We start from the raw sequence: 18,582 nt of genomic DNA on the forward strand, positions 1-18,582 counted from the left end.
AGATGGCGAACATACTCATCGCCGGCGGAGGCATCGGCGGACTCGCCGCGGCGCTCGGCATCGCGGGCCGCGGGCACCGGGTGACCGTACTGGAGCGCAGGGACACCTTCGCCGAACTCGGCGCCGGCATCCAGCTCGGCCCCAACGCCTTCCACGCGCTCGACCTGCTCGGGGTGGGCGGAAAGGTCCGCGACCGGGCGGTCTACATCGACGAGCTGCGGTTCATGGACGGCACCACCGGCGAGCGGGTCGCCTCGATGCCGCTGACCGGCGCCTACCGTGCGCGCTTCGGGAACCCGTACGCGGTCGTGCAGCGCTCCGACCTGTACCAGCCGCTGCTGGAGGGCTGCCTGGCCCACCCGCTGATCGAGCTGCGCGGCAGCAGCGGCGTCGTGTCGTACGAGCAGGGCGGTCAGGGCTCGGGCGAGGTGACCGCCGTGCTGAGCAGTGGCGAGCGGCTCAGCGGCGCCGCGCTCATCGGGGCCGACGGCATCCGCTCGGCGGTACGGCGCCAGCTGGTCGGGGACGGGGACCCGCGGGTGTCCGGGCACACGATCTACCGCTCGGTGATCCCCATGGAGCAGGTGCCCGAGGAACTGCGGTGGAACACCGTGACCCTGTGGGCGGGCCCCAAGTGGCACTTCGTCCACTACCCGATCGGCGGCGGTGCCTTCCTGAACCTGGCCGCGACCCGGGACGACGCCGCGCGGGAAGCCGTCGTCGGGAAGCCGACCGCGCGCGACCACGTGCTGAACGAGTTCCCCGAACTGGGCGACACCGCCCGGCGGCTGCTGGAACTCGGCCTGGACTGGAAGGCGTGGGTGCTGTGCGACCGCGACCCGGTCGACCGGTGGACCGACGGGCGCGTGGCGCTGCTGGGCGATGCCGCCCACCCGATGCTCCAGTACGCCGCCCAGGGCGCCTGCCAGGCGCTCGAGGACGCCGTGGTCATCGCCGAACTGCTGGACTGCACCGGGGACGCCGTCGTGCAGCGCCTGGAGAAGTACGGCGCGGAGCGCCGGGAACGCACGGCCCGCATCCAGTTGGTCGCCCGCGAGCTGGGCCGGCAGCTGTACCACCCGGCGGGCGACGCGGCGCGCGAGCGCAACGCGATGCTGTCGGGCCTCTCGGCCGACGACATGTACGACAAGGTCGCCTGGCTCCACGGGGCGGAGCTGCGTTGAGCGGGCTCCGCCGGCTGGCGGCGCGGGTGCGCCGCACCGTGCTCGTCCGTCTGGACCGGTTCCCCGGCCAGTCGGTCCACCGCAATGACAAGGGAGTTGTATCCGCATGACCAATGTTGCCGTTATCTACTATTCCTCCACCGGAAACGTCCACACGATGGCCAAGGCGGCCGCCGAGTCGGCCGCGAAGGCAGGCGCCGAGGTGCGCCTGCTCAAGGTCGCCGAGCTCGCCCCCGCGTCGGTGATCGCCGGCAACCAGGCGTGGGCGGACCACGCCGCGGCCACCGCGGACGTGGCCGAGGCGACCCTGGCCGACCTGGAGTGGGCCGACGTGATCCTCTTCGGCACCCCGACCCGCTACGGGCTGCCCGCCGCGCAGCTCAAGCAGTTCATCGACACCACGGGCGGGCTGTGGTTCCAGGGCAAGCTGGTGAACAAGGTCGTCTCCTCGTTCACCTCCACCTCGACCGCCCACGGCGGCCAGGAGAGCACCCTGCTGGCGCTGAACAACACCTTCTACCACTGGGGCTCGATCATCGTCCCGCCCGGTTTCGCCGACCCGGTCCAGTTCGACCCGGCCAACGGCAACCCGTACGGGGCGAGCAGTGTCTCCGGCAACTCCCCCGACAACGTGGCGGACGTGAACCTCGGCTCCGTCGAGTTCCAGGCGCGCCGCGCCGTGGAGATCGCGGCCGCGCTCGGCCGCGGGTTCCTGGCCGCCTGACCGGCTCGGCACACCGGTGCCAGGGGACCGGGGCGCACCGCCCCGGTCCCCTGACGCATTTCCCGGCACATACGACATGCGACATGCGACAGAGGACGGACATGAGACGGACATCCATGCGCTGCGCGCTCGCCCTCACGGTGGCGCTCACGGCGATGGCCGCCCCCGCGAGCGCCGCGGGGCCGGCCGGTGGTCCCGGCGCCGGACACGGGTACGACATCACCTGGGACGACTTCCGGTCGGGTTTCGACCACACCGGTGACGATGCGAAGTGGCTCCTGAGCGCGACCGGGGACCTGCCCCACGGGGACGGGAAGCCCTCGACCTCGGCGAACGGGCTGAGCGTCGTGCCCACCGGCACCAACGCGGCGACCGGCAGGCCGGCGTTCGCCTTCACGACGGGCCAGGAGGCCGACGGCGGGGGCGGCGACCGGGACCACCTCAAGTGGTACGCCGTGGCCCACCACAAGGCCTCGACGGGCATCACCGGCTTCGACGCGGTGCCCGGGCAGACGCTGACCTGCGGGGCCCGGATGGCCGCGCGGACCTTCGGTACCGAGGACCATCCCTTCGGCTCCGCGGTCGCCGACCCCGGGACGGACCTGAGACTGGGTGCGGGCGCCCTGTCCGTCATCGACTTCGAGACCAATGTCGTCTTCGACTTCTTCCTCACCGACGAGCGCGTCTACGCCTTCTACGAGCGGCTGCCGAAGCCGGGAGCCTCGTACGCCGCGTTCTCCTACGCCCTGCCGGTCGCCACCCGCAGACCGGGCCAGGAGCACGACCTCGAGATCTCCTTCGACAAGTCCGCCGGGAAGGCCGTATGGCGGCTGGACGGGCGGGAGGTGCTGAGCACCGACCGTGTCGGCCACCTCCCGGCGGACCGTACGCACCTGATCCTCGACCACGGAGGTACGCAGGAGCCGGTCTCGCCGCGGCAACTGTCCTGCGGCATCGGCATGTTCACGCTCCTCGACGCCCGGGGCGGGGACGGCCGCGGCCTGGTGAGGCTCAGCGACCGCCCCGGCTACTACGTCGACCCGGCCCGCGGCGCACCGCACGAGCAGGGCTTCCTGGACGACGCGAGCAGCCCCGCCAGCCGGCTGTGGGGCCAGGGCGTCCAGCTGCAGGTGGGCAGGGTTGAGATCTCCTCCCGGCCGGCCCGGAACTGACCGCACGCACGCGCCCCGCGCACGCCGAGGGGGCGGTACCCGGACCGGATCCGGGTACCGCCCCCTCGCGCTTCGCGGGCTGCTTCGCGTGCTGCTTCGCGGGCTCAGGCGTCTCGCCGGGCGGCGGAGCGCCACCGCGGCAGCGCGGCCACCGCCCCCGCGGCCAGCGATCCGGCGACGGGCGCGAGCAGGTAGACCCACAGCAGGCCGGTCGTACCGGAGACGAGGGCCGGCCCGAACTGGCGCGCCGGGTTCGCGCCGCCTCCGGAGAGCGGTCCGAGGAACACGATGACGGCGGCGACACAGCAGCCGACGACCGGCGGAAGGTACCGCAGCAGCGGCGGGCGGCTCCCGAAGAAGGCCGTGATCAGCATGATCGCGGCCATGGCCGCCGCCTCGGCCGCGAACACGGACCCGGCGCCCCAGCCGGGACCGGCGGCCAGTGCGGCGTCGCCCACCGCAGCGGCCGCATCGCCCCACACGAGGCGTGCCAGGGCCACGCCGCACAGGGAGCCGGCCAGCTGCGCGACGACGAAGGGCGCCACCGCTTTGCCGGGGAAGACCCGCAGGAGCCACAGCCCGATGGTGACCGCCGGGTTGAGATGGCCGGCGGTCTCCCGCCGCATGGAGGGCCCGAGCACGGCGGTGACGATGGCGCCGACCAGCAGCCCCATCGCCACCAGTTGGGCGCGCAGGGTCGGCAGCAGGTCCGCCAGGGGGGAGTCGGGCGCCGCCATCCAGCGGACGGCCGTGACCACGGTGAACAGGGTGCCGGTGGTGAGCGCGAACTCGTAACCGGCGGTCACCAGGAGGGGAGAAGGGCGTCCGGGCGCGCGCACGAGAGGCCTCACGGCCCGGGTATCGGTGTCGAGAGAGGGTGATGTCACCAGAGGGAATGTGCGTCCGGGCACCGGTCGCGGCAATGGCCCGGGGGTGCACTGTGTCAGGTCCGCGAGGCCGGTCCCCGCCGGCGCGGACCTCAAGAAGTCACCGTCACCTGACGAAGTGAACCGGCGCCGATGGACCGGGGATTCGGGCGGGCCCAACACTCTGGGAAGTCGGCCAAGGACACCTGGTCACCTGGTCATCCCCCTTACCGAGAGGAATCGATCACCTATGTGCGGCCTTGCCGGATGGGTCAGCTTTCAGCGCGATCTGACGGCGCACACGGACATCGCGTCGGCCATGACGGGCACCATGGAGTGCCGCGGCCCGGACGCGGGCGGGCTGTGGACCTCGCCCCGCGCGATCCTCGGACACCGCCGGCTGGCGATCATCGACCTCGAGGGCGGCCGGCAGCCCATGGCCGCCGTCGAGAACGACGACACGCAGCCCGTCATCACCTACACCGGCGAGGTCTACAACTTCCAGGAGCTGCGCGAGGAACTGCGCGCCCTCGGCCACGTGTTCCGCACCTCCAGCGACACCGAGGTCGTCCTGCGCTCCTACCTGGAGTGGGGCGCGGACTTCGCGGACCGCCTGAACGGCATCTACGCCTTCGCGATCTGGGACCCGCGCAGCGAGGAACTCCTCCTGATCCGCGACCGGATGGGTGTGAAGCCGCTCTACTACTACCCGACCGCCGACGGCGTGCTCTTCGGCTCCGAGCCGAAGGCGATCCTCGCGCACGACGACGCCGAGGCCGTCGTCGACGCCGACGGTCTCCGGGAGATCTTCAGCATCGTCAAGACCCCCGGGCACGCCGTCTACAAGGGCATGTACGAGGTCCGCCCCGCCACGATCGTCCGCTTCACCCGCGAGGGCAAGACCGAGACGAAGTACTGGCAGCTCGAGGCGAAGCCGCACACCGACGACCTCGACTCGACGATCGCCACCGTGCGCGATCTCCTCGAGGACATCGTGGAGCGCCAGCTCGTCGCCGACGTCACCGTCGGCACCCTGCTCTCCGGCGGCCTGGACTCCAGCGCGGTCACCGCGCTCGCCGCCAAGGCGCTCACCAAGCAGGGCGTGACGGAGCCGATCCGCGCCTTCTCCGTGGACTTCACCGGCCACGACGAGCGGTTCGAGGCCAACGTGCAGTGGGCCGACCCCGACACCCCGTTCGCGGTCGAGGTCGCCCAGCGGGTCGGCGCCGAGCACATCATCGTCGAGCTCGACAACGAGGACATCCTCGACCCCGAGGTGCGCAGCACCGTCCTGCGGGCCCAGGACCTGCCGGTCTCCACCGGCGACATGGAGTACTCCCTGCTCATCCTGTGCCGCGCGCTGAAGGAGCAGATGACCGTCGCGCTGTCCGGCGAGGCGGCCGACGAGCTGTTCGGCGGCTACACCTGGTTCCACGACAAGGAAGCCGTCGAGTCGGACAACTTCCCCTGGCACCACCCCTTCGAGAAGGCCGGCGGCATCGGCGCCCTGCGCACGGTCGGGCTGTGGGACAAGCTCGGCCTGACCGAGTACGTCAAGGAGCGCTACACCGAGGCCCTGGAGGAGGTCCCCCGGCTGGACGGCGAGACCGGCCTGGAGGCGCGGATGCGCGAGGTCACGTACCTCAACCTCACCCGCTGGGAGAACTTCCTGCTGGACCGCAAGGACCGCATCAGCATGGCGGTCAGCCTCGAGGTCCGCGTTCCGTTCACCGACCACCGCCTGGTCGAGTACGTCTACAACACCCCGTGGGCGATGAAGACCTTCGACGGCCGCGAGAAGAGCCTGCTGCGCGCCTCCATGCGGGGTCTGCTGCCCGACTCGGTCCTCGACCGCAAGAAGAACCCGTACCCGTCCACCCAGGACCGCAAGTACGAACTGGCCCTGCGCGAGCAGGTCGAGGCCATCCTCACCGAGGGGGCCCCGGTCTTCCAGCTGGTCTCCGAGGCGGACATCCGCAAGCTGCTCGACGTGCCGGAGGGCTCGTACGGCGTCGGCGGGCCGTGGAGTGCCCGCGCGGTGCTGGAGCGGCTCATCGAGTTCAACACGTGGGTCACCGAGTACGGCGTCCGCGTCGAGCTCTGACCGAGGTGTGCCCGGCCGCCCGGCGGCGGCCGGGCGCGTGCGCCCCCACCCCAGGAGGATCGGACATGGCGACACAATCCAGCACGCCGACGGTGACCGTCTGGTCGGACATCGGCTGCCCCTGGGCGAGCCTCGCCCTGCACACCCTGCGCGCCGCGGCGAGGCGCCGGGGCGTGCCGCTGCTCATCGACCACCGGGCGTTCCCGCTGGAGCTGTTCAACGGGGAACCCACCCCGAAGTTCATCGTGGACCCCGAGATCATGGCGATCGCCGCCCGGCTGCCCGAGCTCGGCTGGCGGCTGTGGAACGGCCCGGCGTCCGCCTACCCGGTGACGACCCTGCCGGCGCTCGAAGCGGTCCAGGCCGCGAAGGATCCCGCGATCGGCGGGCTGCGGGGGAGCGACGAGCTGGACGAGGCGCTGCGCCGGGCGTTCTACGCCGACAGCAAGTGCATCAGCGTCCACGCGGTGATCCTCGACACCGCCCGGCAGTGCGAGCACGTCGACGCCGAGGGGCTGGCGGGGGCCCTGGCCCGGGGGACCGGGCGGGCCGAGGTCTACGCGCAGTGGCGCACGGCCGAAGGGCCGGAGGTCCAGGGCAGCCCGCACCTCTTCGCCGCCGGAGGGTACGCGGCCCACAACCCCGGTGCCGCGTTCACGTGGACGGGTTCCCCGTACGAGGGCGGCCTTCCCCGGCTGGACGGCTACAGCCAGGACTGGGCCGACGAACTGCTCGACACGATTCACCGAGAAGGCTAGAGAGAGAGGCTTGGACGATGTCCGCACGATTCGCTGGAAGGGTCGCACTGGTCGCCGGAGCGGGCGACGGCATCTGCCGGGCGACGGCCGTCGCGTTCGCCCGCGAGGGTGCCACCGTCATGGTCGCGGGACCGGACCCCGAGGAGCTGGCGGGCACGGTCAAGCTGATCCGTGACGCGGGCGGGGAGGCCGACTCGGTCGTGGCGGACATGACCCGGGGCGGTTCGGACGCGGCCGTCCGCATGGTGGCGGCAACGGTGGAGCGGTTCGGCGCCCTGGACATCGCGTTCAACAACGCGACCGTCACCGGACCCCACCGCAACGTGGCCGACATCTGCGAGGTCGTCTGGGCGGAGACCCTCGCCGCGAACCTCACCGGTGTGTGGATGGCGATGAAGCACGAGCTCGCCCGGATGGAGCCGCACGGCGGCGGGGTGATCGTCAACACCGCCTGCAACATGGCGAGCACCGGCCGGCTGCTCGGCATGGGGGCGTACGCCGCCTCCAAAGCCGCTCTGAGCACGCTGACGCGTACCGCCGCCCACGAGTACATCGGCAAGGGCATCAGGATCAACGCGATCAGCCCGGGGCCCGCGCACGAGGCGGGAGCCGGGGAAGCCGACGGCGCCACCGCCGAGGAGGTCGCCGAGACGGTGGTGTGGCTGTGTTCGGACGAGGCTTCCTTCGTCGTCGGCCACGACCTGGTGCTGGACAAGAAGACCGTGGTCTGAATCCACAGTCCGGATTTGCGACAAGGAGCAGTGAGAGAGTGCTGAGCAGGTTGCGCTGGCTGACCGCAGGCGAGTCCCACGGACCCGCGCTGGTGGCCACCCTGGAGGGGCTTCCGGCAGGTGTTCCGGTCGACACCGCGATGGTCGCGGACCACCTGGCCCGGCGCCGGCTCGGGCACGGGCGCGGTGCCCGGATGAAGTTCGAGCAGGACGAGGTGACGTTCCTGGGCGGCGTCCGGCACGGGCTGTCGCTGGGATCCCCCGTCGCGGTCATGATCGGCAACAGTGAATGGCCGAAGTGGCAGACCGTGATGTCGGCCGACCCGGTCGATCCCTCGCTGCTGAAGGACACCGGCCGCAACGCGCCGCTGACGCGTCCGCGCCCCGGGCACGCCGACCTCGCCGGCATGCAGAAGTACGGATTCGACGAGGCCCGGCCGGTCCTGGAGCGCGCCAGCGCCCGCGAGACCGCGGCCCGCGTCGCCCTCGGCGCCATCGCCCGCTCCTTCATCAAGGAGGTCGCCGGCATCGAGATCGTCTCGCACGTGGTCGAACTGGCGGCCGCCAGGGCCCCCCACGGCGTCTACCCGACCCCCGCGGATGTGGAGGAGCTGGATGCGGATCCGGTGCGCTGCCTCGACGCCGAGGCCTCGAAGGCGATGGTGGCGGAGATCGAGCGGGCCCAGAAGAACGGCGACACCCTGGGCGGTGTGGTCGAGGTCCTCGCCTACGGGGTCCCGGTCGGACTCGGCTCGCACGTCCACTGGGACCGGCGCCTGGACGCACGTCTGGCCGCTGCGCTGATGGGCATCCAGGCGATCAAGGGCGTCGAGGTCGGCGACGGCTTCGAGCTGGCCCGTGTGCCCGGGTCGAAGGCCCACGACGAGATGGCGGCGACCGAAGACGGCATCCGCCGCACCTCCGGCCGCTCCGGAGGGACCGAGGGCGGGCTCACCACCGGTGAACTGCTGCGCGTGCGCGCCGCGATGAAGCCGATCGCGACCGTGCCGCGGGCCCTGGCCACCGTCGACGTGGCCACCGGCGAGGCGGCCGTCGCGCACCACCAGCGCTCCGACGTGTGCGCCGTCCCGGCCGCCGGCATCGTCGCCGAGGCGATGGTGGCCCTGGTCCTCGCGGACGCCGTCGTCGAGAAGTTCGGCGGCGACTCGGTGCCCGAGACCCGCCGCAACGTCCGCTCGTACCTCGACCACCTGCACATCCGGTGACCGGCGGACCGCTGATCGTCCTGGTGGGCCCGATGGGCGTCGGCAAGTCCACGGTGGGCGCCCTGCTGGCCGAACGGCTCGGTGCCCCCTTCCGCGACACCGACCAGGACGTGGAGAGCGGCGCCGGCCGGACGGTCGCGGAGATCATCGCCGGGGACGGGGAACGGAGGTTCCGCGAGCTGGAGCACCTGGCGGTGGCGCGCGCGGTCGCCGAGGACGGGGGTGTCCTCGCCCTCGGCGGGGGCGCGGTCCTGCACGCGGGCACCCGGGCGCTGCTGGGCGGGCTCCCCGTGGCCTTTCTCGACGTCCCTGCCGACGAGGCCGTGAGGCGCGTCGGGACGGGAGCCGGGCGGCCGCTGCTCGCCGCGGACCCGGCCCGGCGCTGGCAGGAACTACTGGAAGAGCGACGTCACTTGTACCTCGACGTCGCACGGGTCGTCGTACCGACGCACGGCCGCACGCCCGAGCGGGTGGCGGGGGCGGTCATCGAGGCATTGGAGCTGACACGAGCATGACCGGGCAGTCTGTGACACGGATCCGGGTCGGTGCGGGAGCCGGCACGGAACCGTACGAAGTCCTGGTCGGGCGGGGCGTCCTGGACGACCGGGCCGCGCTGCACCGGCTGATCGGTCCGGCCGCCCGGCGGGTCGCCGTGATCCACCCGCAGGCGCTGACCGCCACGGCCGACGCGCTGCGGGCCCTGGCCGGGGAGCTCGGCTACCAGACGGTCGCCCTGCGCGTGCCGGACGCGGAGGCGGCGAAGACCGCCGGGACGGCGGCGGACTGCTGGCAGTCGCTGGGCCGGGCCGGGTTCACCCGCACCGACGTGGTGATCGGCGTCGGCGGCGGCGCCACCACCGACCTGGCGGGCTTCGTCGCGGCGAGCTGGCTGCGCGGAGTGCGCTGGATCGCCGTTCCCACCACCGTGCTCGCCATGGTCGACGCGGCCGTGGGGGGCAAGACGGGCATCAACACGGCCGAGGGCAAGAACCTCGTCGGCGCCTTCCACCCCCCTGCCGGGGTCCTCTGCGACCTGGCGGCCCTGGACACCCTGCCGCAGGCCGACCACGTCAGCGGCCTCGCCGAGATCATCAAGGCGGGCTTCATCGCCGACCCGGTGATCCTCGACCTCATCGAGCAGGACCCGGACGCCGCCCGCACCCCCGGCGGCCCGCACCTGCCCGAGCTCATCGAGCGCGCCATCCGGGTCAAGGCCGAGGTGGTCTCCGGCGACCTGCGGGAAGCCGGCCGCCGGGAGATCCTCAACTACGGGCACACCCTCGCGCACGCCATCGAGAAGAACGAGGACTACACCTGGCGCCACGGCGAGGCCGTCGCCGTCGGCATGGTCTACGCCGCCGAACTCGCCCGCCTCGACGGCCGGCTGTCCGAGGCCGACGTGCGGCGCCACCGCACCGTACTGGCCTCCGTGGGTCTGCCGACCGGCTACCGCGACGATCACTGGCCCGCGCTGCTGGACGCCATGCGGGTGGACAAGAAGACCCGCGGCGACCGGCTCCGCTTCATCGTCCTCGACGCCATCGGCCGCCCCGCGGTACTGGAGGGCCCCGGCCCGGACACCCTGGCCGCCGCCTTCGCGAAGATCGCCGCCCCCCTGTCGGCGGGCACCCCGGCCCGCCGTCGGGTGCTCGTACTCAACGGCCCCAACCTGGGCCGCCTCGGCTGCCGCGAACCCGGCATCTACGGCACCACCTCCTACGCCGGGCTCGTCGAGGCCTGCCGGACCCTCGGCGGCGAACTCGGGCTCGACGTCGAGGCGCGCCAGACCGACGACGAGGCCGAACTGATCCACTGGCTGCACGAAGCCGCCGACTTCGCGCTGCCCGTCGTCCTCAACCCGGCGGCCTTCACCCACTACTCCCACGCGGTGCGGGACGCGGCCGCACAGCGCACCGCCCCGCTCATCGAGGTCCACCTGTCCAACCCGCAGGCGCGCGAGGACTTCCGGCACCTCTCGGTGATCTCCCCGGTCGCCAGCGGCACCATCGCCGGGCTGGGCATAGAGTCCTACCGGCTGGCGCTGCGCGCACTGGCCGCGGAGAACGGCGGGCCGGGTGAGTTCCGTGCCGGCTGACCGGGATCCCGCGGGCGAAGGACGGCGCAGGGCCGCCGTGCTGGGCTCCCCCATCGCCCATTCGCTCTCACCGCTGCTGCACAGCGCCGCGTACTGCGCGCTCGGTCTGGACGGCTGGTCCTACGGCCGCTTCGAAGTGGACGAGCGGGGCCTGCCGGGCTTCGTGGCCCGGCTCGGCGGCCGGTCCGGCTCCGAGTGGGCCGGCCTGTCGCTGACCATGCCGCTCAAGCGGGCCGTCATCCCCCTGCTGGACGAGATCACCGACAGGGCGGCCTCCGTCGAGGCCGTCAACACCGTGATCCGGACCCCCGACGGACGGCTGACCGGCGACAACACCGACATCCCCGGCATGGTCGAGGCCCTGCGGGCCAAGGGCGTGACCCACGTCGAGTCCGCCACCGTCCTCGGCGCCGGGGCGACCGCGGCCTCCGCGATCGCCGCCCTCGCCCAGATCTGCTCCGGACCGGTCACCGTCTTCGCCCGGGTCCCCGGGCGCGCCGCCGAACTGCGCGGCTGGGGCGAACGGCTCGGCGTGGACGTCAGAACGGCGAGGTGGGAGCAGGCCCGGCACGCCCTGTCCGCCCCGCTCGTGATCGCCTCCACCCCCAAGGGGGCCGCGGACGGCCTCGCGGGAGCCGTGCCCGCCGCCCCCGGGGTCCTGTTCGACGTGGTGTACGACCCGTGGCCCACCGCCCTCGCGGCGGCCTGGGCGGGCCGCGGCGGACCGGTGCTCGGCGGTCTCGACCTGCTGGTCCACCAGGCGGCACGGCAGGTGGAGCTGATGACGGGCCACAGCCGGGCCCCGCTGGGGGCGATGCGCGCGGCGGGCGCGGCGGCGCTGGCCGCGGCGGTCGCATGACGACGGGCCCGGCCCGGACCCCGTGAACACACACACCTTGGAGGACAGATGAGCGCAATCCAGTTCGGGATCTTCACGATCGGAGACGTCACGCCCGATCCGGCCACCGGGCGGCCGCCGACCGAGCACGAGCGGATCAAGGCGATGACCGCCATGGCCGTCAAGGCGGAGGAGGTCGGGCTCGATGTCTTCGCCACCGGGGAGCACCACAATCCGCCGTTCGTCCCCTCCTCCCCGACGACGCTGCTCGCCTGGATCGCGGCGCGCACCGAGCGGCTGATCCTCTCCACGTCCACCACGCTGATCACCACCAACGACCCGGTGAAGATCGCGGAGGACTACGCGATGCTCCAGCACCTGGCCGACGGCCGGACGGACCTGATGCTGGGGCGGGGCAACACCCCTGCCGTCTACCCGTGGTTCGGCAAGGACCAGCGCCAGGCGATACCCCTCGCCGTCGAGAACTACGAACTCCTCCACACCCTGTGGAGGAAGGAGCGGGTGACCTGGGAGGGCAGGTTCCGCACCCCGCTGCAGCAGTTCACCTCCACGCCGCGCCCGCTGGACGGCGTGCCGCCCTTCGTCTGGCACGGCTCGGTCCGCTCCGCCGAGGTCGCGGAACTGGCCGCGTTCCACGGCGACGGGTTCTTCGCCAACAACATCTTCGCGCCGACGGGCCACTACCGGAAGCTGGTGGAGTTCTACCGCGAGCGGTTCGCCCACCACGGTCACGGCACCCCGGAACAGGCCATCGTCGGCCTGGGCGGCCAGACCTTCCTGAAGCCGCGTTCCCAGGACGCCTTCCGCGGCTTCCGCCCGTACTTCAACCGCTCGCCGGTCTACGGCGGCGGCGCCTCACTGGAGGACGTCGCCGCGCAGACCCCGCTGACCGTCGGCAGCCCGCAGCAGGCGATCGAGAAGACGCTGTCCTTCCACGAGCTCTACGGCGACTACCACCGCCAGCTCTTCCACGTGGACCACGCGGGCCTGCCGCTGGAGGCCGCCCTGGAGCAGATCGAGATCCTCGGCACGGAGGTCGTGCCGGTGCTGCGCAAGGAGATGGAATCCCTCCGGCGCCCCGGAGTCCCGGACGCACCCCGCCACCCCGCCGTGGTGAGGGACGCTGTCGGCTAGAGGTCGATCCAGTAGCGCCGCTTGGGCCCGATCAGGGTGTCGCGGACGTCTTCGAGTACGCCGCCGCCCCGCTCGATCGTGCGGACGGACGCGGTGTTGCCGGGGTCGCAGGTCAGCAGGACCCGGTCCATGCCCATCACCCGCGCCTCGTGGAGCACCGATCGCAGGGCCAGCCCGGCCAGGCCGCGCCCCCGCGCCGAGGGCCGCACGCTGTAGCCGATGTGGCCGCCGGCGTCGAGGAGGAACGCGTTCAGGTGGTGGCGCAGGTCTATGGCGCCCAGGTACGTGTCGCCGTCGGCGATCCACCAGTACGTCGCGTGCACCCGGCCCTGCTCGACCGGCACCGTCCGGTCCGCGCGGCGGTGCAGCGCGTCGACCCAGGCGGCGAAGCCCCCGGGGCTGTCCACGTCGTCGTCCGAGCCGAGGCCGGCCCCGTCCAGGGGGTCCTCGTCGCCCCATTCCTCACGGGCCGCGAGCCAGGAGGAGTGCAGCCGGGGGGTGGGCGGGATCAGCTCGAACATGCTCCGGACGCTATCAGCCGGGCTGTTCGCGGGCGGCCGCCCGACAGCCCGGACGGGGTCCCCCGGACGGCCCCGCCGCGGGGCCGCCCGGCGCCCCGTGGCCGACAGTGGGGGAAGGCGCCGCGCCCCCGAGGCGCCGCCCAGGGGGACACACCACGCCGGAGGCGTACAGACATGGGACTCTTCGACTTCCTGAAGTCCGACAAGAAGAAGGCACACGAGGCCGCCGAGAAGGCGAAGGAGCAGGTCCGGCAGCGAGGGCCGGCGGCGCCCTCCACGAGCCGGGCGGCCGCCGCCGCGCCGCCCCGGCCCGCGCCTGCGACCCCGACCCCCGCCTCGGCCGCGCACAAGGCCGTTCCCGCGCCCCCCAAGCCCGCCCCGATGCCCAAGCCCGGGTCGCCGGCCGCGGCCGCGCCGGGCGCCGCGCACACCCCGACGCCCGCCTCGGCCGCGCACAAGGCGGTTCCGGCGGCGCCGAAGCCGGCGCCCACCGCGCAGCGCACGTACACGGTCGAGCCCGGCGACTCGCTCTCCTCGATCGCCCGCCGCGAGCTGGGCAACGAGGACCGCTGGCGCGAGCTCTACGCCATGAACCGGGGCGTCATCGGCTCCCACCCCGACCACATCCGCCCCGGCATGGTGCTGACGCTCCCCCGCTGACACCGGACGCGGAAAGCGGAAGGGCCCGGATCCACCAACCTGGATCCGGGCCCTTCCGCCGGCCGTTCCCGTGCGGGTCAGCCCTGCTTGTCGTCGGCTGCCGAGCCCGTCTCGCGCTCCTTCGCCGCCAGCTCGTCGTCGAAGCTCGCGACTTCCGCGTCCGCCGCCGGCACCTCCGTGGCCGCCGGCGGCTCGACGAGCCAGTCCGGGTTCGACTGCTGGTCCCACCACCGCCACGCCGCGAAGGCGGCGCCCGCCAGGACACCGACCACGGCGACCCCGCGCAGGGCGCGGCCGAAGCGCGCCCGCCGCTCGTGGCGCCGCACGAGCCGCTGGATCTCCTGGGGCGTCACCTGGCCGCGCAGCGCCGCGAACGCGGCCGCCGACCGCGAGGCGGCCTCCTCGGCCACCGGCGTGGCCGCCGCGATCGCGCTCTCGATCCTCGGCTGCGTGTAGTCGGCCGCCTGCCGCGCCGCCCGGCGCGTCTGCTTCACCGCCTTCGTCGCCGCCCGGTCCACATGCGGCGGCACGTGCGCACGCGCCGCCCTCATCCGCGGGTGCAGATGGGTGTCGTACGTCGTACGCGCCTGCCGCGCGGCCTCGTTGGCCGCGTGCGACACCTTCGGCGCGAGCAGTTGATTCGCCTCATGCGCGTAGTGCGCCATGGCGTCCTTGGCGGTCCCTGCGTACGGTGCCACCACTTCCGACGCGTGCCGCGCGGTCTCCCTTGCGCTTTCCGCTGCCGCGCGCACGCTGTCCTTGCGGGTCACAGGATTCCTCCTTCTCGGTGGCGGACACAGTTCACCTTTCCACCCTTTGTCGGATCATGCCTGGCATCACGCCGCCGGGCATGCGTGACAGGGCATACGGGTGGAGCATTTTCTGTGCCCGCTTCCCTCCGTGGGAGGATCGGGACCGACAGTGATGACTAGGGAAGGCAGATCTGTGGCCGAGAAGCTCTACGCCACCTTGAAGACCAGCCACGGCGACATCGAGATCGAGCTGCTGCCGAATTTCGCTCCGAAGACCGTCCGGAACTTCGTCGAGCTGGCCACCGGCGCCCGTGAGTGGACCCGTCCCACCGACGGCCAGAAGACCACGGACCCGCTGTACGACGGCACCGTCTTCCACCGCGTCATCAGTGGTTTCATGATCCAGGGCGGTGACCCGCTGGGGAACGGCACCGGCGGTCCGGGCTACCAGTTCGCCGACGAGTTCCACCCCGACCTGGCCTTCACCAAGCCCTACGTGCTCGCCATGGCCAACGCCGGGCCGGGCACCAACGGCTCGCAGTTCTTCATCACGGTCGCGCCCACCGCCTGGCTGACCCGCAAGCACACCATCTTCGGCGAGGTGGCCGACAAGGCCAGCAGGACGGTCGTGGACAAGATCGCCTCGCTCCCCACCAACGCGCGCACCGAGCGCCCGCTGGAGGACGTGATCATCAAGTCGGTCGTCATCGAGAAGCGCTGACGCCGCGCGCCCGCCGCCCGCCCGCCGCCCGGCGCCGGGCCGCCGGGAACCTTTCCGCCCTGCCCGTCCGTCCTTCCTGCATACGCAGGGTGGGGTCATACGGACCGGCGGGGCGTTCTCCTGCCCCGCCGCCGATCGAGGGGACCGATGGACACCGACCGTCTGCCGGGCTGCTACCGCCACCCGGACCGCGACACGGGGATCAGCTGCACCCGCTGCGAGCGCCCCATCTGCCCCGAGTGCATGATCAGTGCCTCGGTCGGCTTCCAGTGCCCCGAATGCGTCCGCGAGGGCTCCGGCACCGGCCACCGGCCGACCGCGAACGCGCCGCGCACCCTCGCGGGCGGGGTGGTCGCCGCCGACCCCCAGCTGGTCACCAAGATCCTGATCGGCCTCAACGCGGCCGTGTTCCTCGCGGGTCTGGCGGCGCCGGCGCTCGTGGTGCAGCTGGAACTGCTCGGCCGGTATGTGGAATACCTCGGCGCCCCCGTCGAAGGAGTCTCCACCGGCCAGTACCACCGCCTCCTGACCTCGGTGTTCCTGCACGTCGAGTGGTGGCACATCATCGGCAACATGATCGGCCTGTGGGTGATCGGCGGCCCGCTGGAAGCGGCGCTGGGCCGCTCCCGCTATCTCGCCGTCTACCTGCTCTCGGGGCTCGGCGGCAGCGCCCTGGTCTATCTGCTGACCGAGCCGAACACCCCGACCCTCGGCGCGTCCGGCGCGGTCTTCGGCCTGCTCGGCGCCACCGTCGTCCTGGCGCGCCGGCTGCGCTACGAGATGCGGCCGGTGATCGTGATGGTCGTCCTGATGCTGTTCCTGACCTTCGTACCGCTCGGCGGCAGCCTCAACGTGTCCTGGCAGGCGCACGTGGGCGGCCTGGTCACGGGCGCGCTGGTGGGCGCGGGCATGCTCCGGCCCGCCGCCGGCAGGAACCGCATGCTGCTCCAGTGGGGAACCTGTGCGGTGGTGTTCCTGCTGGCGGCGGCGGTGGTCCTGATCCGGACCGCGGAACTCACCTGATCACACCGGCGTCAACTCTCCACAGAGTTATCCACAGATCTTCTGTCTTTTCCTCAGGTGTGGATGACGCTGTGGATAACTCATGGGGAGAGCTTTCCTCAGGGAAGGTTTAGTGCTACTTCCACTGGGTGGAGACGCCGAAGCCCGCCGCGATGAAGCCGAAACCGACCACAATGTTCCAATTGCCCAGCGACTCGATCGGCAGCTGGGTCTCGGTCACGTAGAAGACGACGATCCACGCGAGTCCGATCAGGAAAAGTGCCAGCATGACCGGGGCGACCCAGCTGCGGTTGGTCAGCCTGATGGCCTGCGGCTGCCGCGTGGGCGGCGGCGTGTAGTCGTCCTTCTTGCGGATACGTGACTTCGGCACGAGGGGCTCTCCTGTCGATGCGCTGGGGACCTTGCCTGCCCCGGGCGTCCGTTAGCGTAGTGGACCTGTGGCGTTGAAGGAGAAGGGTACGTTGAGCAATTCCGACGACTCCTCCGCGGGTCCCCGTCGCCGGGCCAGACCGGTCCGGCTGCTGACGGCCGCCGTCTTCGCCCTGGCCGGGCTGCTCTTCGTCACCAGTTTCAACACCTCCAAGGGTACGAACATCCGGACCGACGCATCGCTCCTGAAACTCTCGGACCTCATCGAGGAGCGAAGTCAGAGCAACGCGGCGCTGGAGGAGAGCCTCGGACCGGTGCGCCGCCGCGTCGACGCGCTCGCCGAGCGCGACGACGGCAGCACCAAAGCGGAGGACGCCAAGCTGGCCGCCCTGCGCGTGGCCTCGGGCACCGAGGAGCTGTCCGGCAAGGGCCTGAGCGTCACCCTCAACGACGCCCCGCCCAACGCCACCGCCCGCATCCCCAACGTCCCCGAGCCCCAGCCCAACGACCTGGTGATCCACCAGCAGGACCTGCAGGCCGTGGTGAACGCCCTCTGGCAGGGCGGGGCCCAGGGCATCCAGGTCATGGACCAGCGGCTCATCTCCACCAGCGCGGTCCGCTGCGTCGGCAACACCCTGATCCTCCAGGGCCGGGTCTACTCGCCGCCGTACAAGGTCTCGGCGGTCGGCGACCCGGGCGCGCTGCGCAAGGCCCTCGCGGCCTCCCCGGCCCTGCAGAACTACCAGCTGTACGTGAACGCGTACGGGCTCGGCTGGAAAGTGGACGAGCACAAGGCGCTGACACTTCCCGGCTACTCCGGCACAGTGGACCTCCACTATGCGAAGCCGGTGGAGGCCTCGTCCTGAGGCATGGCGGCCCGACGTCGTACTGCGCCTGGTGGTACGGACGTTCAGCGAGGTGTGCCTGACGGCGGGCACCCTCATCGTGCTCTTCGTCGCCTACGTCCTGCTGTGGACCGGGGTCAAGGCCGACCGGGCCATGGACGGCGAGATGACCCGGCTGCGCGACGACTGGGCCGCGGCGGCGGGAGCGGCACAGGCACAGGCCGCGGCACCTTCGCCGGCGCCGCCGGCGGCGCCCTCGCCGACGCCCGAGCCCGCCCGGCCGGGCGGCTACCCCGCGGGCCGGGCCTTCGCCGAGATGTACGTCCCGCGCTTCGGCAAAGACTGGAACAAGCCCGTCCTGGAAGGCACCGGCACCGAGCTGCTGAAGAAGGGCCTGGGCCACTACCCCGGCACCGCCGCGCTCGGCGCCACCGGGAACTTCTCGGTGGCGGGCCACCGGCGCACGTACGGAGACCCCTTCAAGGACTTCCCCGAGCTGCGCCCCGGGGACGCCGTGATCCTCAAGGACGCGACCGCCTGGTACACGTACACGGTGCGCGGCGGGCCGCTGCGCACCCTGCCCACGGACATCGGAGTGGTCGACCCGGTGCCCCGGAAATCGCCGTTCACCACGCCCGGCCGGTACCTGACGCTGACGACCTGCGACCCCGAGTGGGGCCACAGCCACCGGCTGGTCGTCTGGGCGGAACTGACCGGCACGCGCGCCGTGGGGCAGGGCCGGCCGGAGGGTTTGGCGGGCTGACCCACCCTGCCCGGCCGCTGCCTTTAGTCTGTTGGCGTACCGCCCCTGCGGTGCGTGGACGAACGTGGACGAAAA

General features: G+C 72.3%; 20 protein-coding genes and 1 pseudogene. 17 read left to right on the forward strand and 4 right to left on the reverse strand.

The window, feature by feature from the left end:
* The first annotated feature begins 2 nt into the window (after positions 1–2).
* The 3 genes from ACZ6I1_RS07240 to ACZ6I1_RS07250 all read left to right on the forward strand — a co-directional run bounded on the left by ACZ6I1_RS07240 (position 3) and on the right by ACZ6I1_RS07250 (position 3,080).
* Positions 3–1,184 (forward strand): 3-hydroxybenzoate 6-monooxygenase, encoded by a 1,182-nt coding sequence (locus tag ACZ6I1_RS07240; RefSeq protein WP_469284077.1) that lies wholly within the window; start codon positions 3–5, stop codon positions 1,182–1,184.
* Positions 1,185–1,290: 106 nt separating this feature from the next.
* On the forward strand, positions 1,291–1,908 hold the full coding sequence (gene wrbA, locus ACZ6I1_RS07245) for an NAD(P)H:quinone oxidoreductase (RefSeq protein WP_469284079.1): 618 nt from the start codon (positions 1,291–1,293) through the stop codon (positions 1,906–1,908).
* A gap of 101 nt (positions 1,909–2,009) precedes the next feature.
* A complete protein-coding gene (locus ACZ6I1_RS07250) occupies positions 2,010–3,080 on the forward strand; it encodes a DUF6081 family protein (protein ID WP_469284082.1) in 1,071 nt (356 codons plus the stop codon).
* A gap of 104 nt (positions 3,081–3,184) precedes the next feature.
* On the opposite strand, the gene ACZ6I1_RS07255 is transcribed toward ACZ6I1_RS07250, so the two are convergent.
* Complete coding sequence (locus tag ACZ6I1_RS07255) at positions 3,185–3,931, reverse strand: aquaporin (RefSeq protein ID WP_469284084.1); 747 nt, start codon at positions 3,929–3,931, stop codon at positions 3,185–3,187.
* Between the two features lie 265 nt (positions 3,932–4,196).
* Here ACZ6I1_RS07255 and asnB point away from each other — a divergent pair, with 265 nt between their 5' ends.
* From asnB to ACZ6I1_RS07300, 9 genes and pseudogenes are all read left to right on the forward strand, one after another.
* Positions 4,197–6,050: an asparagine synthase (glutamine-hydrolyzing) gene (gene asnB, locus ACZ6I1_RS07260; protein WP_469284085.1), complete on the forward strand. Its 1,854-nt coding sequence runs from the start codon at positions 4,197–4,199 to the stop codon at positions 6,048–6,050.
* 65 nt (positions 6,051–6,115) lie between these two features.
* The gene (locus tag ACZ6I1_RS07265) at positions 6,116–6,808 is read left to right on the forward strand and encodes a DsbA family oxidoreductase (protein ID WP_469284088.1); all 693 of its coding nucleotides are present in this window, start codon (positions 6,116–6,118) and stop codon (positions 6,806–6,808) included.
* Between the two features lie 17 nt (positions 6,809–6,825).
* Positions 6,826–7,539 carry an SDR family oxidoreductase gene (locus ACZ6I1_RS07270; RefSeq protein ID WP_469284091.1) on the forward strand — a complete coding sequence of 238 codons (714 nt, stop codon included), beginning with the start codon at positions 6,826–6,828 and terminating at the stop codon, positions 7,537–7,539.
* A gap of 41 nt (positions 7,540–7,580) precedes the next feature.
* Positions 7,581–8,765, forward strand: coding sequence for a chorismate synthase (aroC, locus tag ACZ6I1_RS07275; protein WP_469284389.1), 1,185 nt, complete (start codon positions 7,581–7,583; stop codon positions 8,763–8,765).
* Positions 8,762–9,280, forward strand: coding sequence for a shikimate kinase (locus ACZ6I1_RS07280; RefSeq protein ID WP_469284095.1), 519 nt, complete (start codon positions 8,762–8,764; stop codon positions 9,278–9,280). The genes aroC and ACZ6I1_RS07280 overlap by 4 nt, the downstream gene beginning before the upstream one ends.
* Positions 9,277–10,377: pseudogene (gene aroB / locus ACZ6I1_RS07285) on the forward strand (3-dehydroquinate synthase); the annotation flags it as partial. The gene ACZ6I1_RS07280 and the pseudogene aroB, both read left to right, overlap by 4 nt.
* 33 nt (positions 10,378–10,410) lie before the next feature.
* Complete coding sequence (gene aroQ, locus ACZ6I1_RS07290; protein WP_469284391.1) at positions 10,411–10,860, forward strand: type II 3-dehydroquinate dehydratase; 450 nt, start codon at positions 10,411–10,413, stop codon at positions 10,858–10,860.
* On the forward strand, positions 10,850–11,719 hold the full coding sequence (locus tag ACZ6I1_RS07295) for a shikimate dehydrogenase (protein WP_469284098.1): 870 nt from the start codon (positions 10,850–10,852) through the stop codon (positions 11,717–11,719). The genes aroQ and ACZ6I1_RS07295 overlap by 11 nt, the downstream gene beginning before the upstream one ends.
* 57 nt (positions 11,720–11,776) lie before the next feature.
* Positions 11,777–12,853 carry a CE1758 family FMN-dependent luciferase-like monooxygenase gene (locus ACZ6I1_RS07300; RefSeq protein WP_469284394.1) on the forward strand — a complete coding sequence of 359 codons (1,077 nt, stop codon included), beginning with the start codon at positions 11,777–11,779 and terminating at the stop codon, positions 12,851–12,853.
* Here the strand turns inward: ACZ6I1_RS07300 and ACZ6I1_RS07305 are convergent.
* Positions 12,850–13,374, reverse strand: a complete 525-nt coding sequence (locus ACZ6I1_RS07305) for a GNAT family N-acetyltransferase (protein ID WP_469284100.1) — start codon at positions 13,372–13,374, stop codon at positions 12,850–12,852. The two genes, ACZ6I1_RS07300 and ACZ6I1_RS07305, sit on opposite strands and share 4 nt — an antisense overlap.
* 174 nt (positions 13,375–13,548) lie before the next feature.
* On the opposite strand from ACZ6I1_RS07305, the gene ACZ6I1_RS07310 reads away from it, so the two are divergent.
* Entirely contained in the window at positions 13,549–14,034 is a 486-nt protein-coding gene (locus ACZ6I1_RS07310) for a LysM peptidoglycan-binding domain-containing protein (RefSeq protein ID WP_469284103.1), read from the forward strand.
* Positions 14,035–14,111: 77 nt separating this feature from the next.
* On the opposite strand, the gene ACZ6I1_RS07315 is transcribed toward ACZ6I1_RS07310, so the two are convergent.
* Entirely contained in the window at positions 14,112–14,804 is a 693-nt protein-coding gene (locus ACZ6I1_RS07315) for a DUF5324 family protein (protein WP_469284106.1), read from the reverse strand.
* A 175-nt stretch (positions 14,805–14,979) separates the two neighbouring features.
* On the opposite strand from ACZ6I1_RS07315, the gene ACZ6I1_RS07320 reads away from it, so the two are divergent.
* Entirely contained in the window at positions 14,980–15,507 is a 528-nt protein-coding gene (locus tag ACZ6I1_RS07320) for a peptidylprolyl isomerase (protein ID WP_469284108.1), read from the forward strand.
* A 147-nt stretch (positions 15,508–15,654) separates the two neighbouring features.
* Positions 15,655–16,530, forward strand: a complete 876-nt coding sequence (locus tag ACZ6I1_RS07325; RefSeq protein ID WP_469284112.1) for a rhomboid family intramembrane serine protease — start codon at positions 15,655–15,657, stop codon at positions 16,528–16,530.
* Between the two features lie 115 nt (positions 16,531–16,645).
* Here ACZ6I1_RS07325 and crgA read toward each other — a convergent pair whose 3' ends face one another.
* Entirely contained in the window at positions 16,646–16,900 is a 255-nt protein-coding gene (gene crgA / locus ACZ6I1_RS07330) for a cell division protein CrgA (protein ID WP_257555397.1), read from the reverse strand.
* Between the two features lie 91 nt (positions 16,901–16,991).
* On the opposite strand from crgA, the gene ACZ6I1_RS07335 reads away from it, so the two are divergent.
* Both ACZ6I1_RS07335 and ACZ6I1_RS07340 read left to right on the forward strand, forming a co-directional pair.
* Positions 16,992–17,765, forward strand: a complete 774-nt coding sequence (locus ACZ6I1_RS07335) for a DUF881 domain-containing protein (protein WP_469284120.1) — start codon at positions 16,992–16,994, stop codon at positions 17,763–17,765.
* The gene (locus ACZ6I1_RS07340) at positions 17,737–18,507 is read left to right on the forward strand and encodes a class E sortase (protein ID WP_469284122.1); all 771 of its coding nucleotides are present in this window, start codon (positions 17,737–17,739) and stop codon (positions 18,505–18,507) included. The genes ACZ6I1_RS07335 and ACZ6I1_RS07340 overlap by 29 nt, the downstream gene beginning before the upstream one ends.
* Positions 18,508–18,582: the final 75 nt, after the last annotated feature.

Source organism: Streptomyces sp. NPDC046303, assembly GCF_055588085.1.

What these genes read in the sequence shown, in the direction of transcription:
- ACZ6I1_RS07240 (WP_469284077.1), top strand. Translation starts at nt 3, where the DNA reads ATGGCGAACATACTCATCGCCGGCGGAGGCATCGGCGGACTCGCCGCG.
- wrbA (WP_469284079.1), top strand. Translation starts at nt 1,291, where the DNA reads ATGACCAATGTTGCCGTTATCTACTATTCCTCCACCGGAAACGTCCAC.
- ACZ6I1_RS07250 (WP_469284082.1), top strand. Translation starts at nt 2,010, where the DNA reads ATGAGACGGACATCCATGCGCTGCGCGCTCGCCCTCACGGTGGCGCTC.
- asnB (WP_469284085.1), top strand. Translation starts at nt 4,197, where the DNA reads ATGTGCGGCCTTGCCGGATGGGTCAGCTTTCAGCGCGATCTGACGGCG.
- ACZ6I1_RS07265 (WP_469284088.1), top strand. Translation starts at nt 6,116, where the DNA reads ATGGCGACACAATCCAGCACGCCGACGGTGACCGTCTGGTCGGACATC.
- ACZ6I1_RS07270 (WP_469284091.1), top strand. Translation starts at nt 6,826, where the DNA reads ATGTCCGCACGATTCGCTGGAAGGGTCGCACTGGTCGCCGGAGCGGGC.
- ACZ6I1_RS07305 (WP_469284100.1), bottom strand. Translation starts at nt 13,374, where the DNA reads ATGTTCGAGCTGATCCCGCCCACCCCCCGGCTGCACTCCTCCTGGCTC.
- ACZ6I1_RS07310 (WP_469284103.1), top strand. Translation starts at nt 13,549, where the DNA reads ATGGGACTCTTCGACTTCCTGAAGTCCGACAAGAAGAAGGCACACGAG.
- ACZ6I1_RS07325 (WP_469284112.1), top strand. Translation starts at nt 15,655, where the DNA reads ATGGACACCGACCGTCTGCCGGGCTGCTACCGCCACCCGGACCGCGAC.
- ACZ6I1_RS07340 (WP_469284122.1), top strand. Translation starts at nt 17,737, where the DNA reads ATGCGAAGCCGGTGGAGGCCTCGTCCTGAGGCATGGCGGCCCGACGTC.